The following is an 18,275-nucleotide window of genomic DNA, read 5'->3' as shown; positions in this document are numbered from 1 at the left end:
GGCCGGAACGAGTAGTGAAGGCCGTGGCCATCCAGGAAAAAGTTAAGTAATGTTACTGGATTGCCACGCGCTTCGCGCTCGCAATGACAGCCTATTACGTCTATTTACATTAATGCATAACTTGGTTAAAGTTTTAAAGAATAATAATGATTAAAAAAGTTTATGACCCGATGGACGTTAGGGTTTCTAATTGCTGTAATAGGAATTACACATCTTTCCTCTTTGCCTTCACTGCAACGGGTTGGCTGTATTGTTGCAATCAGTAGCTTTTTACTTATTTTCTTCCGCCGTCGCATTGTTTTTTTATTCCCGTTGTTGATTGCTTTCCTGGTAGGACTGTTGTGGGTGTTGATAGTTGCACAGCATAGAATGCAGCATTATTTACCGTCAGCACTGGAGGGAAAAACCCTGTTGGTAACAGGGACGATAATTTCTATTCCTGAATATCACGTTCATCAACTTCGTTTTGATTTCCTTATTCAAGAAATAGCAACCAAATTTCCTATCAATTATCCCTTACGGGTTCGCTTAAGTGGCTATCGCTATAGTCATTCCTATCATCCTCCGCAATTAAAGAAGGGTGAGGTGTGGCAATTTGCTATTCGTTTAAAACGACCACGTGCATTTTGGAATCCGGGTAGTTTTGATTATCAAGCGGCATTATTTCAACAGAATATCCAGGCTACAGGTTATATTTTAGATAAATTTCATCCTCGCTTAATCCAATCGGCAAGGTTTTATTATGGTATTGATCATTTAAGAGAAAAGTTAACCCGGAATATAAAAAAATCTTTAAACGATTATCCTTTGCTAGGGCTAATTAGCGCATTAACAACAGGGGTTCGCTATGATATTACTGATGCGCAATGGAATGTGATGCGTGGAACCGGTACTAATCATTTATTTGCTATTTCAGGACTGCATCTCGCTTTTATCGCGGGCATTATTTATTTTATAACACGTTTTGTTTACTGCCGTATTCCTTATGCAACGCTTTTTATGCCTGCTTCTCAAGTAGCAGCTGGATTAACGGGCGTGTTTGCTGTGTTTTATAGTATCTTGGCTGGATTTGCTTTACCCATTCAAAGAGCTTTATTGATGCTGCTTGTATTTTTAGCAGCAAATTTATCTAGACGAAATCTTCCTTCAGGTTATGCTTTTAATTATGCATTATTGATTATTTTGGTGTGCTCGCCTTTTTCAGTTTTATCAGCTAGTTTTTGGCTTTCTTTTATGGCGGTGGCTTTTATTTTTTATGCGGCATTAGGTCGCGTTCAGTCAACAAAGGGTTGGCGTTCTTGGGTAAGGACACAATATAGTGTTGGAATTGGTTTGATTCCTTTATCAGCCTTATTTTTTCAGCAAATCTCTTGGTTAAGTTTTATTGCCAATGCGATAGCTATTCCATCGGTCGGTTTTATCATCTTGCCCATGGCACTTTTGGGAGGATTCTTAACACTATTAATTCCTTCCTGGGGAAATAATTTGTTAATTTTAGCAGAAAGATTGCTTGAATGTTTGTGGCAACTGCTGACGTATTTTTCAACCTTAGAATGGACACAATCCACTACTTTTATAGTAACTCCTTGGATATTGACGGCAAGTTTACTAGGCGTATTACTGCTCTTAGCGCCAAAAGGATTTCCAGGACGTTTTTTGAGTGTGGTTTATTTATTACCTTTATTTTACTGGAGACCTGAGGGGCCAAAGCAGGGTGAGATTTGGCTTAATCTTCTCGATGTAGGGCAAGGGTTGGCGACGGTAGTACAAACCCAGCATCACATTTTAGTTTATGATACGGGGCCAAATCGATCGTTTGATGCGGGACGTGCGGTGCTTATTCCCTTTTTACAGAACAGTGGTATTCACCAGCTTGATATGTTGATGGTGAGCCATGGTGATAATGATCATATAGGGGGCGCAAGAAGCTTATTAAAACAAATGCCAGTCGCTCAGATAATCAGTAGTGTTCCGCAAAAATTTTTGCCGGAACGCGCTAAATTTTGTGAGGAAAATACTCGTTGGCAATGGGATCAAGTTGATTTTGCCGTATTATACCCTTCTGCCAATACAGCTTATTTGGGGAATAATAGTTCTTGTGTATTGAAGATAAGTAATACTAAAAATAGTATTTTATTAACGGGTGATATTGAAAAAGAGACAGAAGATTATTTGGTTCATCATGCAAGCGATCAATTATCCAGTACTATTTTAGTGGTTCCACATCATGGTAGTAAAACCTCGTCTAGCATTGAATTTTTAAATAAAGTTAAGCCGAAAATAGCATTGTTTGCGACTGGTTATCGTAACCAATTTAAATTTCCTCATGATATTGTGTTACAGCGTTATCAGCGTCTAGGATCAATAACTTATGATACGGCTTTGGATGGAATGGTAATGCTAAAATTAAACCCAAATTCTAATGTTATACCGATAGAGAGTTACCACCAGAAGGATCAGCATTTTTGGCAAAATTAAGTGAGTTAAACTTTTTATTTTAATACTTATTAAAATAAAAAGGGCCGTAAAACGGCCCAAGGGGGTATATCTGTGTTGGTGGGTGACATCCCTGTAGCATCCTTGCTAACACCCTATAAACTAGAGCGTGGATATCCTATCCGATCCAGTGCTTTGCTAATTAGTTATTCAAGAATAATTACACTACTATTGAAAGACTAAATTCTTGATCCATCAAGACCATCAGCAACACACAAGACATAGATTAACAAATTTATTATTTATTACAATGGCTGTTTGATGGCTTCCGTTATCGCTTACACAAGTTTGCGCTAATACTTACACGGCATGTGTAGCGATAAAATACGGAATGACATTTTTTAGTTATTGCTTAAATTAATTGTGCTTTAAAGTTTAGAATATTTTTAAACAGTATTGCACGTAAAATAATTTTGTATTTGCAGTGAAATGATTGGTTTTTAGCGTACTTCATGATTTAACAGCCATTGTTTTATCGCGATTTTTTTCCGGTGCGATCACCACTAAAACCACCGAGTCCGTGTTGAGAAAGTACACGGTGACAAGGAATGAATAAGGGTAATGGGTTTGTGCGGCAAGCTTGACCAATAGCCCTTGCGCCGGTTTTTAATTTTTGGGCTAATTCACCATAGGTAATGGTTGTACCCATAGGAAGGGTACTTAAAGCACTCCATACACGTTTTTGGAAATCCGTTCCAGCCATTTGATAAGGAATAGTAAATTTAAAAGATGGATCTTTAAAATAACTGTTTAACTCATAAACAATTTGCTGAATAAATATGGTTTTGGGAGAACGTAAAGGAATCTCCTCTGTGAGGAATTCAATGCGTGTAAGATATTCTCCGGCGGAGATTCTTATTTTTCCAAAGGGTGTGTTAACAATGGCAATATGAAAAGAGTCGTTTTTAGACAAGGCCTGGTGATCTTTAAATTCAAGGGTGAAGAGTATAAACCGCTACCCTGGATTTTTCTAGGGCAGCGGTTTAGCTATTGGAATATTTATTCCGCGGTAGGAGGGGTATCGACGTTTTCTACAGCTACAGGAGCTTGTTGTTTAACGCCTTCTAATTTCTCTTTAATACGAGCGGCTTTACCACGAAGACTTCTTAAGTGGTAGAGTTTTGCTTTGCGAACGTCACCGCGACGCTTTATTTCTATCCCAGCTATTAAAGGGCTATAAAGTGCGAAAACACGTTCTACACCTTCACCGTGAGAAATCTTTCTGACGGTAAAAGACGAATTAAATTCACGATTACGGCGTGCGATAACGACGCCTTCAAAGGCCTGTAATCGCTCACGATTACCTTCTTTTACTTTGACCTTTACGATTACAGTGTCACCGGCCCGAAACTCGGGAAAGTTTTGTGCTGTCATTTGTTCTTGTTCAATTGCTTGTATGAGGTTACTCATCTCACTAACTCCAATCTTATTCGCTATGCTCACGGATGAATTCGGCCAATAATACCTGCTCTTGCGCGCTAAGTATATGCTTTTTTAGTAAATCAGGGCGTCTTTGCCAGGTTCGGCCTAGAGCCTGTTTCAAGCGCCAGCGTGAAATGGCTGCATGATCACCCTCAAGCAAAATGGCGGGCACCGCCAGGTTGTCTATTTCGGCTGGGCGGGTGTATTGGGGGTATTCTAACAGCGACTGGCTGAAAGAATCTTGCAAAGCGGATTCCGAGTCACCTAGTGCGCCTTCAAGTAGACGCACGATAGCGTCTATCAGGCACATAGCGGCGAGCTCACCGCCACTTAAAATAAAATCTCCTACAGACCATTCTTCATCGACTTCTTGGTCAATAAGGCGCTGATCAACCCCTTCATAGCGACCGGCTATTAAAATGAGGCTTTTACGTTGGCTTAATGTTTGGGCGGCTGCTTGGTCAAACGGTTTTCCCTGGGCTGATAGATAACAGACAGGGCCTTGATATCGTTGTTTTGCAGCGTGTATCGCTGCCTGCAATGGTTGAAATTTCATGACCATCCCAGGTCCGCCACCATAAGGTTTATCATCAACTGTTTTGTGTTTATCAGGGGTGAAATCTCTGGGATTTAAATAAGAAAGCTGGATAAGCCCTTGTTTTTGCGCACGGCCTGGAATGCTTGAGTCCAATGCCTTAAACATCTCCGGGAATAAACTAATAACTTGGATATCCATTAGAAGTCAGGATCCCAATCGACGAGCATTTTTTTCTGTTCTAGATCAATGGATTTGATTGTGTTATCGAGTAAAAAGGGAATGAGGTACCTTTTTTCACCTTGGACGACGAGGACATCATTGGAACCCGTCTCAAGGAGTTTTTGAACAATACCTAAATAAGTATTTTCGCAGGTATAGACCTCTAGGCCTTCTAGGTCAGCCCAATAGTATTCTTGAGGAGCAAGGGCAGAAAATTGCTTACGTTCAACATAGATTTTACGGTTAGTAAACAGGCGAGCTTCTTCAGGGGTTTGACAGTCGGCAAATTGTACGACCAGACGCTGGTCTTGCATTTGATGTTGTCGTATCTCAACAGCGCATGGTTCTTTTTCAGAGGCTGATAAGTGCCACGGTTGATAGAGAAGGATATTGCTTAGGGGTTCTGTATAGGAGTTTATTTTTATCCAGCCTTTAATACCATGAGGCTTGCCTACGGAACCCACGAGAACCCACTTCTTCTTTATCATAAATCGTCATTGCGAGTGTCAAAGACGCGCGGCAATCTATATTTAAGCCGCTGCTTCGGTTTTATCGGCGTCTTTGCTAGGCTTAACCGCTTTCGCCGCTTTTTTAATCAGATTTTTGACTTCTTGCGAAGGTTGAGCGCCTTGAGAGAGCCAGTATTTAACCCGCTCATCATTAAGTTCTAAAGGCACGTCATTACCTGCAGGCATAGGATTATAGTAGCCTAAGCGCTCAATATAGCGCCCATCACGTGGCTGACGGCTGTCTGTTGCAACGATATGGTAAAAAGGATGTTTTTTACTACCGCCTCGTGCTAAACGAATGGTGACCATGAAATAAGTCTTCCTCTCTTTATAAATATCTAAAAATCAATAGGGTTCAATTAGATTGAATCCGCCGATTCTACTCAAATTTTAACCATTTGGGAAGGGCTATCGAGGGTGCTGATTTTGTAGCCCTTGCAGGAGTTTACTCATGCTGCCGGGCTTAGAAAAACGCTTCATCATTTTCTGCATTTGATAAAATTGCTTCAATAGACGATTAACGTCTTGGATTTGGGTGCCGGAACCCGCCGCAATACGTCGCTTTCGTGATCCCTGGATGAGGTCAGGGAAGAGTCGTTCTTTTTTGGTCATAGAAAAGAGCATGGCTTTCATCTGTACCGTTAATTTTTCATTCAGCGAGTTTTTAGCGGAGGCGAGTAGAGCTGCATTCCCACCGGGGAGCTTATCTAAAAACTGTGACATTCCCCCCATTTTATCCATTTGTTGTAGCTGGCTTAGGAAGTCCTCTAAATCAAATTTTTTCCCTTTCTGAAGTTTTTGATTAAGCTTTTGCACAGACTTTTGATCGACATGCCGTTGTACTTCTTCAACCAATGAGAGCACGTCACCCATGCCTAGAATACGTGAGGCAATTCTATCTGGATAAAACGGTTCAAGGGCTGATATCTTTTCTCCAGCCCCTATAAATTTAATCGGTTTTCCTACCGTAAATTTTACAGATAAAGCGGCTCCTCCACGCGCGTCACCATCCAGCTTAGTCAGAACAATACCGGTTAGTGGGATGGTTTCATCGAAAGCTTTGGCAGTTTTTGCCGCTTCTTGTCCCATCATACTATCGAGAACGAATAAGGTTTCTATAGGCGCACTGACTTTATGTACCGTTCGAATCTCATCCATCATTGCGGCATCAATGTGTAATCGACCGGCGGTATCGATGATAACGACATCTATCCCTTTAATTCGTGCCGATTGAATAGCTGTTTGTGCAATGTGGCTAGGTGTTTGAGAGCTATCACTCGGATGAAAGCCAACATCGATGGATTGGGCTAGATTTTCAAGTTGTAAAATAGCGGCTGGGCGATGAATATCGGTACTGGTGACCAAAACTGATTTATTTTTTTGTTCTTTTAGCCAATAGGCTAGCTTGGCAGTAGTTGTTGTTTTTCCTGAGCCTTGTAGACCTGCCATTAGGATAACGGCGGGAGGGGTCGTAGAGAGATTTAGCTCAGAGACGCTTTCTCCCATTATTTGGGTGAGGGTATTGTTAACGATCTTTATAAATGCCTGGCCGGGCGTTAAGCTGGTCATTACTTCTTGCCCCAGTGCTTGTTGCCGCACTTGCTCAGTGATGGCTTTAACCGCCGGATAAGCGACGTCGGCTTCAATTAAGGCTTTTTTTACTTCGCGTAAACTGTCTCTAATATTATTTTCGCTTAATCGACCTTGCCCTCGAATATTTTTAAAAGAGCGAGTTAAGCGTTCAGTTAGGTTATCAAACATGGTTTCCTGCTTCTCAGTTATTTCTAAATACTCTTCACACTTGAATTTTTTGCTGCGTTCTCGCTCAATTCGCCATCCTCTTTGCGGCACTTGCCAAAAATCCCATTGCTGCGAGTATACCCTTAATTTTACTTGCTACTGATAAGGGCGATAATGAATGCGCTAAAAAATTCTGTTATTGTATCAGCTTCTAGAGGTAGGTAAACATCATTATGGCTTCCTGCGCTGAACCCATTCACTTTTTTTTGTCCACGCTGGTGCTCATTGTTTTATGTATGGCAGCACTTCAGGCACTCTTATTAGCGAGCCAAGAGCGGATGCTAAAAGCGAAGCAACCCATCCGTTTTATGCATTATTTTCCGCCTCTTGAGGTCATGGAAACGTATTTATTTATTTTAATTTCTATTGCCATTATTTTATTAACATTGGTCTTAGTTTCTAGTTTAATTTTATTTCATTCCATCTCGTTAGAGGGGGTATGGCAGAAAACACTTTTGTCGATAGTGGCATGGTTCGTGCTTTTAATGCTATTAATCGGTAGAAGCTATTTTGGATGGCGTGGAAAAGTAGCTATACGTTGGACCCTCATAGGTGTTGGCCTCATTGGGGGAATTTATTTAGGGGCCATTCTACTCATGCCTACACTCTAAAAAGGGAAAACTTAATACGTGCATTCACTTAAATTTCTTATTAGCGTATTAGTCGTTTTATTGCTATGCGCTGTCTTTTTTTCTTTGGCAGAAGCCGCCATGTTATCGATCAATCGATACCGGTTGCGGCACTTAGTTCGACATAATCATTACTTAGCAAAGCGAGTGCAAGATTTATTAAAACAACCCGATCGCTTGTTGGGTGTTATTCTCTTGTGCGGAACATTTGCGGATATCTTAGCAGCGGCGGTGGCAACGCTTATCGCTATCCAATGTTTTGGGGAAGGAAGCGTTTTTTTTGCAACGCTTGCACTAACGTTTGTGGTATTAGTTTTTTGTGAGGTTGCGCCAAAGACGTTAGCAACCTTGTATCCCTTGCCAATTGCATTTTTTTCGGTTTGGCCACTGATTATTTTACTACATGTTTTGTATCCATTTGTATGGATAACCAGTTTAATCGCTAATGCGAGTTTGCGTTTATTTGGGGTGAAAGTTCCTAAGCTACGTGTTGAGCAGTTGTCTAGGGACGAACTAGCTAGCTTATTACGGGAAGGCACAGGCCATATGCCGCGAGATTATCAAAGCATGTTGTTAAAAGTATTAGAGCTAGAGAAAGTAACGGTGGAAGATATCATGATACCTAGGCAGGAAATTAGTGGTATTGATATCAATAAACCCTGGGAGGAAATTTTAAAGGATTTAATTAAGAGCCAATACACGCGCTTACCTATTTATCGCCGATCTATCGACGACATTATTGGTATTTTACATTTTCGCAGGGTTTTAAATAGTTTAAGCGAGCAGCAATTAAGCAAAGAAGTGTTAATTAATGCGGCTGAAGAAGTTCACTTTATACCGGAAGCAACCGCATTAAATAGTCAATTACTTAATTTCCGCCGCGAGAAACACCGTATTGGGTTGGTTGTAAATGAATATGGGGAAATTCAAGGCTTGATTACCTTAGAAGATATTTTAGAAGAAATCGTTGGAGAATTTACAACTGATACTGCCTTAATGCGTAGAGCAATTACCCTTCAAGCGGACGGTAGTTACTTAGTGGATGGAGGTATCGCGTTACGTGATTTAAATCGACAGTTAAATTACGATTTGCCTCTACGCGGTCCAAAAACACTCAGTGGGCTTATCATCGAACAGCTTGAAGTCATTCCCAAAATAGGTGCTGTCTTGCACTTAGAAAATAAAAGAATGGAAGTGATTGCAGTAAAAAACAATCGAATTAAAACGGTGAAAATATTTCCAACTTTACTTCCATCTTCTCTTTCTAAAAAATAAAAATTCCTTTTTTAAAAAAATTTTTGAAAAAAATGAATAGTTGCTATACTAAGTAGTAATATTTTATTTAATATTTTATTTAATATTTTATTTAATATTTTATTTAATATTTTATTTAATATTTTATTTAATATTTTAATTTTATTTAAGGTTAGAGAAAATGGGTCGCCCTAAACGGATACAAAATTTTATAAATGGACGTGGAAGAAGAAGTATGTCTGGCGCTTATAGTGGAAACTATCGCTACGGTAGCTGTAAGAATGATGAAGTACATATAACAGATGAAATATTAAATTCTTCTGAAAAAAAAACCGGAATGATTAATCCTGCTAATTTGTTAAATAATACAAAAGGACCAAAAGTTCAGTTGGGTTCTCGTGAAGAGAAACAAAAAGAGAAAACTTCAGCTTCTTCAATGTTAGGAGAGCCTGCCTTTTTTAAAGAAGTAGAAGAAGATGGGTTAAAAACAGAAGTGCTGTCTAAGGCGCCAACGCCCAGCGCTTAATGGTTTTATTGCTCTTTTTTATATCTCACAGCCATTGAATTTTCAGTAGCACAGCTGAAAATTCAAGTACGGGGCGATATAAATTTACAAAAGGATTAAAATAAATAGCGTATTCCTACACCCATTGCATTAGAACTTAAATTACCAGCGCCGAAGAGTCCCCAGGCACCGCAGCGATGATTAACACGTACAACAAACTATAAATCGGGATGTTGGGGTGCAGCAAAGCTGGCTTCCAACACTAAAAAATTGAGTAGATGTTTGGCATTATTATTAGTTGAATCATGTTCTTCGCGCAGCGGGAGACCCGTTGCATAAGAAATCCCATCACCGATAGACATCGTTGTCGCAACAATATTATTCCAAGGAAAATTTTTCCAGCGAAAATTTAAATAAGGGTCAAATTCATAAATTAAGCCATTGGGATCACGTCGTTGGGTTATATTGCCTGCTACTTCAACAGTGCTAACCAGGGGTTGAAAAAAGCGACGTAATGGATTTTGCGGTGCTAGTTGATAGGATAAGTCGACCGAGTTCATCGTTCCATATTTTAAATGGACGTCTTGCCAAGTTAGCACGGCACCAATGTTATTGCTGGTCATCCAGCTGTGATAGACGAGTATTCCCCAGCGCTTATCATCGATAGGCTGAGAGGATCCCACAGAAAAGTTTCCCTTGGGTAGAGGCGTAGCAAAAAGAGGTGTAGCTAATAACCCAAATAGGGAGGCTATCAAATAGCGAGGTAGAGTAGGCATAGCGTGTGATTATTATTATTTTTAATTATTGTGCCTTTATTGATCAATATTATAGGGGATTAGGGTATTTTTGTACAATAAAAGAACAATAATGGGCTTTGAAAGGCTGGTCTGTTGCTTAGTTTCTCAAGGAGTTACTAAAGGGAGGGGGTATTTATTGGTGGATCCAAATCAGGCTAGCTTGGCGTCCGGTTAGCTTATCGCGACGAAAGGAAAAGAATTGCGTCTTATTGGTGTAAGTACAATGCTGACCACCATAAATGGCGCCTATTCCTAGCTTATTTAAGTGCAGTCTGGCCAGCTGGTAAAGATTAGCTAACCATTGTTTATTGCCTATTTTTTCAAAAGCCACCTTGAATTCTGGTCTTTTTTTCACAAACTGCCAGAAAACGTCTTCTCCTACCACAAAGGCTCGAGGGCCGATGGCAGGGCCTAACCAGACTAATAAATCCTCAGCTGGACAGGCTAATGCTTTAATGCTGTTTTCTATCACACCAGCAACTAAACCTTTCCAACCCGCATGAATGGCCGCGACACAGTGTCGTGTTTTGCTACAAACCAATAGCGGCAGGCAATCAGCGGTTAATACCGCACATACGGATTGAGGTTCATTGGCAACTACCGCATCAGCGGATCGATCAGCAGTATGATTAGCTGAAATAACCTTGGTTCCATGGGTTTGTTTGAGCCAGAGAGGGTCTTTACTTAGCCCGAGCGATTCCTTCAGCAGAGCTTGGTTTTTAAGCACACAGTCAAGGTCATCGCCCACCGTTTGACCTAGGTTCAGGCTATCAAAAGGAGCAGCGCTAAATCCACCCTGACGTGTGGTGGTGGCGGCTTTAATCCAGGGTGGCGCAGGCCAATCAGGAATGATGAAATCAAGCATGTTTTTTGTCTTCACGCAGGCAATTGATTAGCTTAATCATATCTTCTGGTAACGGTGCTTGCCATTCAATGACTTCCTGCGACAGAGGGTGGATCAGTTTTAAATGCTCGGCATGCAACGCTTGTCTAGAGAATTGTCGCAAACAACTTATCAATTCGGGGCCGGCTTTTTTGGGTAATTGAAGACGACCGCGGTAGGTTTTATCACCGACTAAGGGATGATGAATATGTGCCATATGGACACGGATCTGATGGGTACGACCCGTTTCCAGTTGAACTTTTATGAGCGTATGGTGAGCAAAGCGCTCAATAACGCGGTAATGAGAAACAGCTTCTTTGCCGCTGAAGGTATTGACCGCCATTTTTTTGCGCAATTTAGGATGCCTGCCAATAGGGGCGTTGACCGTTCCGCCTGAGATTAACACGCCTTCAACAACAGCATAATAATCTCTTTGAATCGTCCGCGCCTGAAGCTGTTTAACCAATTGGGTGTGGGCATTCAACGTTTTAGGAATAACTAATAAGCCAGATGTGTCTTTATCAAGCCGATGAATGATGCCGGCTCTAGGAAGTTGTTTTAGTGGTGGGCAATGATGCAATAGTGCATTGAGCAATGTTTTGTCAGGGTTGCCTACAGCGGGGTGCGTGACTAAACCTGCTGGTTTATTAACTACCAGTAAGGTTTCATCTTCATAAACAATATCAAGCGGGATAGATTGAGCTTCCCATTTAGTTTCTTCTGGCAGCGTGGCGGCGATAGTAATCAACGCACCGGCCTTAATTTTATCGCGAGGGCGTTTGATTTGTTGGTCGACTAAAATCTGTTGGCTGCGAATCCAGCTTTGCAAGCGGGATCGAGAATAAGCAGGGAATAATGCACTCAGAATTTGGTCAAGTCGTTTTTCGGCTAAGTGTTCAGGCACAATAACCTGGTAATTAACCGTTTGGGTTGTGTTTTTCATAAAAGTAAAGTTATACCGCCCCTATTTAGAAAAGCTAGCCCTGATTTTGTGAATTCGCAAAATTAAGCGTTATGGGTATATAATGTTCTCGGGAGCGATGCCTTTTTGTTATTACTTAATAGAGGATACTATCTATGTTGAATGTAGCGAGCAATATCCAAGGTAATGAGCGTATTACACGCTTAGTTATTGGTGTTGTTTTATTGATCGGCGTCTTATTAGGCCTTGGAAAATTATTTGCGTTTTTAGTGGGTGTTATTCTGATCGTAGAAGGAATAATCGGATGGTGTGGTATTCCCATATTAGCAGAGAAATTTAAGTTGAATGAGATTTTTCGTAAGCGGGACTAACCAACCATAAAGTCAAATCGTACAATAATAAATTAAGTGACTTTGAAAACAGATTTCAAAGTCACTTAATGTTTACTTTCTTAATGGCTTATAAAAAATAATTAGCCAGAGCGTTATCTATATTGTGAAATTATTTAATTTTGTTTTTTTTATAAGTCTAGTGACTGTTTTATTGAGTGCTTGTGCGACTAAGTCGAGTGATCCGCTGGTTGCTTATCAAGGGCAGTCCGTGGGACAAATTTATCAAAGTGCAAAAGAATCACTGGCGAATCGAAATTATGCGCATGCAATTAAGAACTATGAAGCGTTAGATGTTGTTTATCCTTTTAATCGCTATTCAGAACAAGCACAACTAGAGCTTATCTATAGCTATTACCAACATGGGGACGCGCCTTCGGCCAAAGCAGCGGCAGAACGGTTTATACATGTTTACCCGAATAGCAAAGCGATTGACTATGCGTATTACATGTGTGCTTTAGCCGATATGGATCAGGATAGAGGTTGGTATTTACGTTATGTGCCTATTGATTTATCAATGCGTGATCCGGGCAGCATGCGTGTGGCTTATCAGGAGTTTGAGCAATTAATTAGTCGCTATCCGAATAGTCGTTATGCTGCGGATGCCAGACAACGTATGATCTACTTACGCAATTTATTTGCAAGTTATGATCTACATATTGCCGATTATTATTTTAGAAAGAAAGCCTATGTTGCTGCCGCTAATCGGGCGAATGAAGTCGTGCAACAGTATCAAGGCGCGCCGGAAGTGGAGCAGGCTTTAATCATTATGATTAAAGCTTACCGGATTTTAGGTTTGGAAGATCTAGCCAATCAAAGTTTAGCGCTATTGCAACTTAATTTTCCCAATGCAACTTTAGAATAAAGGCGGCCTACTCAGGCCAACGCTATCTCTATACCGTACCTCTCTCTCTTTATCTAAATTATTCTGGCGGAAGCGTTAAATATTTTTAATTAATCTAGTTGACTTAACTGCGCCTGCGCCCCCCACGGTATCGATATTATATTGTCCTCATTTTCTAGAGAATCGTAGAAAGCTTTTCTTGCCTCTGTATGAGTAATAACTGTTGGTGGAAACTTGGTAGGCATCGCTGGGTTATACATTTTCTTATCCTCATCCTCATTTCTTATGCTGTCCATTTGCTGGATAGAAACCATAATTTGCTGAGGATCTGCAGCGACTAGAACAGGATAATTGCCTAGAATCAACACATTGAGGGAAGGATTGATTTTCTGACACACAATTTGTAGTTGGAGTTGCCATTTAAAATCTTTCGCGTTGGGATTAAATGTAAATTGTACGGGCTGTAGCAGCTAAGCAATAAAAATCGTTCCTGTATTATCTTGTATAGTAAGATTTACTGCAGGTGGTTGTGTCGGTTTGAGGTCACGAGCACTAAAAAAAGTAACCGAGTACTGGCCAATGGCAATCTTATTTACGTTGACGGCTTGAATCGCCATTTTATTACCAAAATAACTGCTGACATTCATGGCACCTATGGCACCTGTTCCCGGGAACGTTAATCCAGCGTCTAACATGATTTTCTCCTTATTTAAATTAAAATACTGATATCGTTTTCGATAAACTTTATGAAATTATTATTTTTATACGGATCAGTATAAAGTTTATTTTTTAGTTAAAACTGCAAAATAGGCTACTGCTATAGCTGGTATTTTAAGAAATAAAAATAACGAGAGATGATTTGTTTATTATTTAAAAAAATAAAATGCTCGATGAGCGAATGAACGATGTAGGGTGTGTTGCTTCTCGCTATGGCTTTTAATCTGGAAAGAAACCCGAGCTAATCGGATAACGGCGTTCACGACCAAAGGCACGTGTTGTTGTACGAGGACCTACCGCTATTTGACGACGTTTATATTCACTACGATCAACTAATTTAATAATTCTTTCTACCATTTCTTTCTTAAAACCGGCGGCTACGATATCCGCTACACTTTTATCTTGTTCCACATAAAGCGCTAGAATAGGATCTAATTCTGAGTAAGGTGGCAGCGAATCTTCATCGCGTTGATCAGATGCTAATTCTGCGCTGGGTGCGCGAGCAAGCAGTTCTTTAGGAAAAACAGGTGTAATGCTATTGCGATAATGGGCAAGTTTGTAAACCATCATTTTAGGTACATCTTTGATGACCGCAAATCCTCCCGCCATATCCCCGTATAAAGTGGCATAACCCACCGCTAACTCACTTTTATTGCTCGCATTTAATAATAAATCACCGCTTTGATTCGAAAGCGCCATCAATAACACAGCACGGCAACGTGCTTGAATATTCTCCGTAGTGATGCCTGCTGGCGGTTGTTGCGGATCTAAATTTAATGTCGTTAAAAAAGCGCAAAAACTGGCTTCAATAGAAAGTGTTGTCAATTGTACCGCCAGTGTTTCAGCGAGTTTTGATGCAATCTGCAAGCTAAGTTCAGAAGTAAATCGAGAAGGTAGTGTGACGGCATGCACACGATCTTTTCCGAGTGCATCCACTGCAATAGCTAGCACTAGTGCTGAATCAATACCGCCCGAAAGACCGAGTAAAACACCTGGGAAGTGATTTTTGTCTACGTAATCGCGCACGGCTAAGACGAGCGCTTGATAGATTAATGCTTCGACGGATTGATCAGCAGGTAATGCTTGGGAAATAAAAGCATGTTCAGTTGGTTTAAAATCAACTAACCATAATTTTTCCGTAAAAAAACCGGCATGTGCAGTGAGTGTACCCTGTGAATCAAAAGCAAGAGAACCCCCATCAAACACTAAATCGTCTTGTCCGCTTACGCCGTGTACATAAAGAACAGGCAGGTTTGTCTGCGCAATATTTATCTGCAAAGCACTGATGCGTTCTTGTGCTTTTGTTTCATCAAAAGGAGAAGCATTAATGCAAATGATTAATTCAGCGCCGGCATGTTTTGCAGACAAGATAGGGCCAGGATGCCAAAGATCTTCACAGATTAAGATACCAATGGAAATATCCTTTATTTTAATTAAGCCAAGTGAATTACCGGGTTTAAAATAACGACGTTCGTCAAAAACACCGTAATTAGGTAAGCACTGTTTATGATAGGTGGTAACGATTTTTTTATTCGCCATTAAACTGGCGGCATTATAAATGCCTTGTTCAGTATAATCAGGATGTCCTAATAAAATAGAAATACCGTTTGCTTGTGCTTGAATTATTTTTAAGGCATTTTTAATTTGCTGCTTAAAATCCTCACGCAGCAAAAGATCTTCAGGCGGATAACCACAGAGTGCAAGTTCAGGAAAAACCAGTAGGTCTGCCTTGGCTTGTTTAGCCTCTTTAATGACATCAAGGATTTTTTGTGTATTGGCTTCAATGCTTCCTACTAAGAAATTAAATTGTCCAATAGCGATTTTTAACACAGATGACATTGATAACCTCTATACTCTTCGCCCTTGAACTTTTGGCGGCGTTCCCGCTCAATTCGCAATCCTCATGTATGACTAATACACTGCGGTTGCTTCATTTTCGCGGCGCCTTGCCAAAAATCCAATGGCTGTGAATATATAATATAACCTATTTTGCCCAATACATTAATAATGCGGCAATGAGTGTAAAAATAATCAATGGCAGTAAAGCTGCTAAGAGAGGAGGCCATTGATAGACAATAGCAAAAGGGCCAAAGAATTCATTTAAAAGATAAAAGCCAAACCCAACCACAACACCGGCAATAGTACGCAAACTGGTGGCTAAACTTCTTAAATGCTTAAAAGTAAAAGGGATGGCTAAAAACATCATGAGCCAGATAGCAAAGGGCTGCAGTAGTCGTTGCCAAAAGGCAAGCGAATATTGACTGGTATTCAGCAGATTTTTTTGTCGATAGTGAATATATTCATTGAGCTGTCTGAGGGACATTTGCTCCGGCAAGATAATCGAAATATTGAGTAGCTTTGGACTAAAAGAGAATGGCCAAGTTTCCTGTTGGGACTGATGGCTTGTCACTTGTTTAGGGCTAAGATGGCTAGTGACAACATCATAAGCTTGCCAGTTATTATTTTCATAATTCACTTGTTTTGCAAAACTGGCATTCAGTAAATTGTTATGGTCATCGAATTGATAACGGCTAACTTGAGTCAAATGGGTTGGATTTAGAATAGATTGAATGTAAATAAAGTTATGTCCATCTCGGATCCATAATGCTCCTTGTTGTGTCATTAAAGTTTGACCACGAGTAGTTAGAAACGTTTTATGACTTTCGGCAAGATTAGCCGCGCGTGGTGCGATACCTTCACCGATTAAGACAGTGAAAAAAACAATCAGTAACGTAGATTTAAATAAACACCACGCTATTTGATAGAGAGAAACGCCACTGGCATTTAAAATAATTAATTCACTATGTCTTGCTAATAAACCTAGGCCAAGGATAGTCCCTAATAAAATAGCAATCGGTGAGAAAGTATAAAATTGTGAAGGTAATGTGAGGAAAACATAATAGAAAGCACTTAGTAAGGTGTAGTTCCCCGAACCAATATCACGCGTTTCAGCGATTAATTGAATCAAGGCAAAAAGAGCGAGTAAAACACCGAGTACCGACAAGGTCGTGCTAATGATGGTTTTACCGAGGTAGCGCTCTATTATTTTCATCGTCTAAATTTAATTAAGTTGATTCATGGGATGCATTCACAGCAATTGGATTTTTGGCAAGGCCGAGCACAAAACGAAGCCACCGCAGTGTATACAACATACATGAGGATGGCGAGTTGAGCGGGAACGCCGCCAAAAATTCAAAGGCGAAGAATGTATTTGATTCGATTCCAACCCAAGGCGTAACACCAGGCAAGGAGTATAATAATGATTAACAAGCCATGTATCCACCAAAGGCCCCAGCTATAAGAAATATCGCCATTTTCAATCCAATTACGTCCAAACAGTAATAGATTAAGATACAAAATATAAACAGTAATGGCAGGTAATAAATGTAGATATTTTCCTTGACGCGGATTAACACGGCTTAAAGGAATCGCAAGAAATGCTAAGAGCAAGGTGGCAATAGGGGCAGATAGTCGCCATTGTAATTCAGAAAAAAAGCTTGCTTTGTTTGGCTGATCAGCATGCCATAAAGCAAGACTCGATATAGACTCTTGCGGATTATTGACGGTGCCGACGTGCGAGTCTATACGGACGCCATAATTAGTAAATTGGGTAATATAATATTCTTTTGTCCCTGGTATTCCCTCATACCGTCTGCCGTTTACAGCCACAAAAAAAGCTTCTTTTGTTTTAGGGCTTATCATTTGATAGCCGCTATTGGCGCTGAGTATAGTCCAAGGTGTGATGGCAGAAGCAGGTTGCTGCTTATTAATTTGTGCCATAAAAAGATTTTTGACGGCTTTATGATCCCCAGAAATACTTTCTACGTAAATAATGCGCTGTCCGCCATTCGTTTGTTGAAAACTGCCGGGTTGTACCGTTTGTAATTCAATCGCTGTTCCTGTTTGAGCCAGTAACTTATTACGGTAGCTCAATAGCTCGGGATTTAACCAAAGATTTAAAATTGCGATGATCACACTAAGGAAAATAACCAGTGGTAAGGTCATTAATGTGAGTTGACCTAAGCTGAAGCCGCAAGCATTCAGCGTGGTCATTTCATAATCGGCATAAAGTCGACCATAGGTGAATAAAATAGCTAGAAATAGGCTGAAAGGAAGTAGAATAGCTAAAAAACGGGGTGATTCCAGGATAATTAATTTCCACAATATGCCGACTGCAAATTTTCCACCGGCAACCTGGTTCAAGTAATGCACAAACTCATTACTCATCAAAATAAAGAGTAGAAGGCTAGTAATGAGCAAAAGGCTGGCTAATACTTCACGAGTTAGATAGCGAAAAAGGATCATTTTTTAGGTTAAGCTCGAAGCCCAAGAAGAGTAGAAATTATTTCAT

19 protein-coding genes are annotated in these 18,275 nt (G+C 40.3%); 6 read left to right on the top strand and 13 right to left on the bottom strand.

The annotated features are described in order from the left end of the window. Positions 1–162: 162 nt before the first annotated feature. On the top strand, positions 163–2,478 hold the full coding sequence (locus DMP02_RS05900; protein WP_126323228.1) for a DNA internalization-related competence protein ComEC/Rec2: 2,316 nt from the start codon (positions 163–165) through the stop codon (positions 2,476–2,478). A 490-nt stretch (positions 2,479–2,968) separates the two neighbouring features. Here the strand turns inward: DMP02_RS05900 and DMP02_RS05895 are convergent, their stop codons facing one another. From DMP02_RS05895 to ffh, 6 genes are all read right to left on the bottom strand, one after another. Then, positions 2,969–3,409 (bottom strand): methylated-DNA--[protein]-cysteine S-methyltransferase, encoded by a 441-nt coding sequence (locus DMP02_RS05895; RefSeq protein WP_197720794.1) that lies wholly within the window; start codon positions 3,407–3,409, stop codon positions 2,969–2,971. A gap of 86 nt (positions 3,410–3,495) precedes the next feature. Continuing rightward, complete coding sequence (rplS, locus tag DMP02_RS05890; protein ID WP_126323227.1) at positions 3,496–3,906, bottom strand: 50S ribosomal protein L19; 411 nt, start codon at positions 3,904–3,906, stop codon at positions 3,496–3,498. A gap of 16 nt (positions 3,907–3,922) precedes the next feature. Beyond that, the gene (trmD, locus tag DMP02_RS05885) at positions 3,923–4,654 is read right to left on the bottom strand and encodes a tRNA (guanosine(37)-N1)-methyltransferase TrmD (protein ID WP_126323226.1); all 732 of its coding nucleotides are present in this window, start codon (positions 4,652–4,654) and stop codon (positions 3,923–3,925) included. Continuing rightward, positions 4,654–5,163: a ribosome maturation factor RimM gene (rimM, locus tag DMP02_RS05880; protein WP_126323225.1), complete on the bottom strand. Its 510-nt coding sequence runs from the start codon at positions 5,161–5,163 to the stop codon at positions 4,654–4,656. Before rimM ends, trmD begins: the two co-directional genes overlap by 1 nt. Before the next feature lie 42 nt (positions 5,164–5,205). Continuing rightward, positions 5,206–5,493: a 30S ribosomal protein S16 gene (gene rpsP, locus DMP02_RS05875; RefSeq protein WP_126323224.1), complete on the bottom strand. Its 288-nt coding sequence runs from the start codon at positions 5,491–5,493 to the stop codon at positions 5,206–5,208. A gap of 99 nt (positions 5,494–5,592) precedes the next feature. Then, complete coding sequence (gene ffh, locus DMP02_RS05870; RefSeq protein WP_126323515.1) at positions 5,593–6,945, bottom strand: signal recognition particle protein; 1,353 nt, start codon at positions 6,943–6,945, stop codon at positions 5,593–5,595. Between the two features lie 212 nt (positions 6,946–7,157). Here ffh and DMP02_RS05865 point away from each other — a divergent pair, with 212 nt between their 5' ends. From DMP02_RS05865 to DMP02_RS05855, 3 genes are all read left to right on the top strand, one after another. Beyond that, positions 7,158–7,595 carry a cytochrome c biogenesis protein CcsA gene (locus DMP02_RS05865; protein WP_126323223.1) on the top strand — a complete coding sequence of 146 codons (438 nt, stop codon included), beginning with the start codon at positions 7,158–7,160 and terminating at the stop codon, positions 7,593–7,595. Between the two features lie 18 nt (positions 7,596–7,613). After that, a complete protein-coding gene (locus DMP02_RS05860) occupies positions 7,614–8,888 on the top strand; it encodes an HlyC/CorC family transporter (RefSeq protein ID WP_126323222.1) in 1,275 nt (424 codons plus the stop codon). Between the two features lie 160 nt (positions 8,889–9,048). After that, positions 9,049–9,393: a hypothetical protein gene (locus DMP02_RS05855; protein ID WP_126323221.1), complete on the top strand. Its 345-nt coding sequence runs from the start codon at positions 9,049–9,051 to the stop codon at positions 9,391–9,393. Positions 9,394–9,590: 197 nt separating this feature from the next. Here DMP02_RS05855 and DMP02_RS05850 read toward each other — a convergent pair whose 3' ends face one another. From DMP02_RS05850 to rluD, 3 genes are all read right to left on the bottom strand, one after another. Further along, complete coding sequence (locus tag DMP02_RS05850; RefSeq protein WP_126323220.1) at positions 9,591–10,148, bottom strand: hypothetical protein; 558 nt, start codon at positions 10,146–10,148, stop codon at positions 9,591–9,593. 154 nt (positions 10,149–10,302) lie between these two features. Continuing rightward, positions 10,303–11,034 (bottom strand): peptidoglycan editing factor PgeF, encoded by a 732-nt coding sequence (gene pgeF / locus DMP02_RS05845; protein WP_126323219.1) that lies wholly within the window; start codon positions 11,032–11,034, stop codon positions 10,303–10,305. Next, a complete protein-coding gene (gene rluD / locus DMP02_RS05840) occupies positions 11,027–11,995 on the bottom strand; it encodes a 23S rRNA pseudouridine(1911/1915/1917) synthase RluD (RefSeq protein WP_126323218.1) in 969 nt (322 codons plus the stop codon). The genes pgeF and rluD overlap by 8 nt, the downstream gene beginning before the upstream one ends. A gap of 134 nt (positions 11,996–12,129) precedes the next feature. Here rluD and DMP02_RS05835 point away from each other — a divergent pair, with 134 nt between their 5' ends. Next, positions 12,130–12,345 (top strand): YgaP-like transmembrane domain, encoded by a 216-nt coding sequence (locus DMP02_RS05835; RefSeq protein ID WP_126323217.1) that lies wholly within the window; start codon positions 12,130–12,132, stop codon positions 12,343–12,345. A gap of 124 nt (positions 12,346–12,469) precedes the next feature. Then, a complete protein-coding gene (locus DMP02_RS05830; protein ID WP_126323216.1) occupies positions 12,470–13,228 on the top strand; it encodes an outer membrane protein assembly factor BamD in 759 nt (252 codons plus the stop codon). Between the two features lie 449 nt (positions 13,229–13,677). Here DMP02_RS05830 and DMP02_RS05820 read toward each other — a convergent pair whose 3' ends face one another. The 4 genes from DMP02_RS05820 to lptF all read right to left on the bottom strand — a co-directional run bounded on the left by DMP02_RS05820 (position 13,678) and on the right by lptF (position 18,229). Continuing rightward, positions 13,678–13,902 (bottom strand): DUF807 family protein, encoded by a 225-nt coding sequence (locus tag DMP02_RS05820; protein WP_126323214.1) that lies wholly within the window; start codon positions 13,900–13,902, stop codon positions 13,678–13,680. 241 nt (positions 13,903–14,143) lie between these two features. Continuing rightward, positions 14,144–15,763: an NAD+ synthase gene (locus tag DMP02_RS05815; protein ID WP_126323213.1), complete on the bottom strand. Its 1,620-nt coding sequence runs from the start codon at positions 15,761–15,763 to the stop codon at positions 14,144–14,146. 145 nt (positions 15,764–15,908) lie between these two features. Next, positions 15,909–16,976 (bottom strand): LPS export ABC transporter permease LptG, encoded by a 1,068-nt coding sequence (gene lptG, locus DMP02_RS05810; RefSeq protein WP_126323212.1) that lies wholly within the window; start codon positions 16,974–16,976, stop codon positions 15,909–15,911. Positions 16,977–17,116: 140 nt separating this feature from the next. Then, entirely contained in the window at positions 17,117–18,229 is a 1,113-nt protein-coding gene (gene lptF, locus DMP02_RS05805; protein ID WP_126323211.1) for an LPS export ABC transporter permease LptF, read from the bottom strand. Positions 18,230–18,275: the final 46 nt, after the last annotated feature.

Origin of the sequence: Candidatus Rickettsiella viridis (assembly GCF_003966755.1) — a bacterium.
Lineage (GTDB): Bacteria > Pseudomonadota > Gammaproteobacteria > Diplorickettsiales > Diplorickettsiaceae > Rickettsiella_B > Rickettsiella_B viridis.
This window is presented reverse-complemented; position numbering and strand designations above follow the sequence as displayed.

What these genes read in the sequence shown, in the direction of transcription:
- rplS (WP_126323227.1), bottom strand. Translation starts at nt 3,906, where the DNA reads ATGAGTAACCTCATACAAGCAATTGAACAAGAACAAATGACAGCACAA.
- lptF (WP_126323211.1), bottom strand. Translation starts at nt 18,229, where the DNA reads ATGATCCTTTTTCGCTATCTAACTCGTGAAGTATTAGCCAGCCTTTTG.
- DMP02_RS05820 (WP_126323214.1), bottom strand. Translation starts at nt 13,902, where the DNA reads ATGTTAGACGCTGGATTAACGTTCCCGGGAACAGGTGCCATAGGTGCC.
- rluD (WP_126323218.1), bottom strand. Translation starts at nt 11,995, where the DNA reads ATGAAAAACACAACCCAAACGGTTAATTACCAGGTTATTGTGCCTGAA.
- DMP02_RS05815 (WP_126323213.1), bottom strand. Translation starts at nt 15,763, where the DNA reads ATGTCATCTGTGTTAAAAATCGCTATTGGACAATTTAATTTCTTAGTA.
- pgeF (WP_126323219.1), bottom strand. Translation starts at nt 11,034, where the DNA reads ATGCTTGATTTCATCATTCCTGATTGGCCTGCGCCACCCTGGATTAAA.
- DMP02_RS05900 (WP_126323228.1), top strand. Translation starts at nt 163, where the DNA reads ATGACCCGATGGACGTTAGGGTTTCTAATTGCTGTAATAGGAATTACA.
- DMP02_RS05855 (WP_126323221.1), top strand. Translation starts at nt 9,049, where the DNA reads ATGGGTCGCCCTAAACGGATACAAAATTTTATAAATGGACGTGGAAGA.
- lptG (WP_126323212.1), bottom strand. Translation starts at nt 16,976, where the DNA reads ATGAAAATAATAGAGCGCTACCTCGGTAAAACCATCATTAGCACGACC.
- trmD (WP_126323226.1), bottom strand. Translation starts at nt 4,654, where the DNA reads ATGGATATCCAAGTTATTAGTTTATTCCCGGAGATGTTTAAGGCATTG.
- ffh (WP_126323515.1), bottom strand. Translation starts at nt 6,945, where the DNA reads ATGTTTGATAACCTAACTGAACGCTTAACTCGCTCTTTTAAAAATATT.
- DMP02_RS05865 (WP_126323223.1), top strand. Translation starts at nt 7,158, where the DNA reads ATGGCTTCCTGCGCTGAACCCATTCACTTTTTTTTGTCCACGCTGGTG.
- DMP02_RS05850 (WP_126323220.1), bottom strand. Translation starts at nt 10,148, where the DNA reads ATGCCTACTCTACCTCGCTATTTGATAGCCTCCCTATTTGGGTTATTA.
- DMP02_RS05835 (WP_126323217.1), top strand. Translation starts at nt 12,130, where the DNA reads ATGTTGAATGTAGCGAGCAATATCCAAGGTAATGAGCGTATTACACGC.
- rimM (WP_126323225.1), bottom strand. Translation starts at nt 5,163, where the DNA reads ATGATAAAGAAGAAGTGGGTTCTCGTGGGTTCCGTAGGCAAGCCTCAT.
- rpsP (WP_126323224.1), bottom strand. Translation starts at nt 5,493, where the DNA reads ATGGTCACCATTCGTTTAGCACGAGGCGGTAGTAAAAAACATCCTTTT.